General features: G+C 60.4%; 1 protein-coding gene. It reads left to right on the top strand.

Annotated elements, in window-relative coordinates:
• Window positions 1-35 precede the first annotated feature (35 nt).
• Window positions 36-1522: calcium-binding protein (locus tag AAAB35_RS25000; protein WP_340671006.1), on the top strand; the 1487-nt coding region annotated here is incomplete at its 3' end.

Genomic DNA, 1522 nt, shown 5'->3' with positions numbered 1-1522 from the left:
TTGATCTGAGCAACGCCGCAGGACGTGGCTTCAACATGTCCGGGACAAACGGCAGCGGATGGGCTTACGTCGAAGCCAATGCGAACGTTACGACACATTTGATCTACGACGATGGCTCAATAGCTATTTTTAGCATGTATGGAAGCACCTTAGCAGACCGTGCCGGGGTGAGCTACAGCGTCTACGGTGATCAGTGGACTATCTATGACTTGGTCTATGCCAAAAATGGCCAGGCGGTTCTGACCGTGAGCGATCTGTACTTGCACACCACGACATCAGACCTTCAGGCAGGCGCGTGGTTGATCCGGATAAATGCCATGAACGATGAATTCTATGGCAACGATTTTAACGACATCATCCGGGCTGGCTACGGCGATGACTTGGTTGTCGGTTTTGGCGGCAACGACACCCTCTTCGGTGACCAGGGCTCCGATCAGCTATGGGGCGGCCTTGGGAACGACTGGCTCGACGGCGGCGCCGGCGCCGACGGAATGGCCGGTGGTTCCGGCAGCGATACCTACGTCGTCGAAAATGGCGGCGACATCGTCGACGAGAGCGGCTCAGACGGCATCGATACCGTGCGGTCGGCGATCAGCTTCAGCTTGGCCGATACCGCGCATGTGCTTGGCGCGGTCGAGAACCTGACGCTGCTCGGGACCGCCGACATCGACGCCACCGGCAATGCGCTGAACAACGTGCTCACAGGCAATGCCGGAAGCAATATCCTTGATGGTGGTGCCGGCGCCGACAGAATGCGCGGCGGCGCAGGTGATGACACCTACGTCGTCGACAATGCCGGCGACATCGTCGACGAGAGCGTGGCCGGTTCGAACGGCACCGATAACGTGTTGTCGGCGATCAGCTTCAGCCTGGCCGATACCACTCATGTGCTTGGCGCGGTCGAGAACCTGGCGCTGCTTGGCACCGCCAACATCAACGCCACCGGCAATGCGCTGAACAACGTGCTCCTCGGCAATGCTGGCGACAATGTCCTCAACGGCGGCGCTGGGGCCGACATCATGGCCGGCGAGGCCGGCAATGACACCTACGTTGTCGACAATGCCGGTGACGTCATCGATGAGAGCCTGCGGGATTCAGACGGCACCGACACTGTGCGGTCGGCGATCAGCTTCAGCCTGGCCGATACCATTCATGTGCTTGGCGCAGTCGAGAACCTGACGCTGCTCGGCACGGCCAACATCAACGCCACCGGCAATGCGCTGGACAATGTGCTTATCGGCAATGCCGGCAACAATGTTCTCAATGGCGGCGCAGGCGCCGATGTCATGTTCGGCGGTTCCGGTAACGACACCTACGTCGTTGATGATGCTGGTGACATCGTCAACGAGAGCCTGGCCGGTTCGAACGGCATCGATACCGTGCGGTCGGCGATCGGCTTCAGCCTGGCCGATACCGCGCATGTGCTTGGCGCGGTCGAGAACCTGACGCTGCTCGGGACCGCCGACATCGACGCCACCGGCAATGCGCTGAACAACGTGCTCCTCGGCAATGCTGGCGACAA

It is taken from the genome of Phyllobacterium sp. (assembly GCF_037994425.1).
In the GTDB taxonomy this organism is placed as follows: Bacteria; Pseudomonadota; Alphaproteobacteria; order Rhizobiales; family Rhizobiaceae; genus Phyllobacterium.
This window is presented reverse-complemented; position numbering and strand designations above follow the sequence as displayed.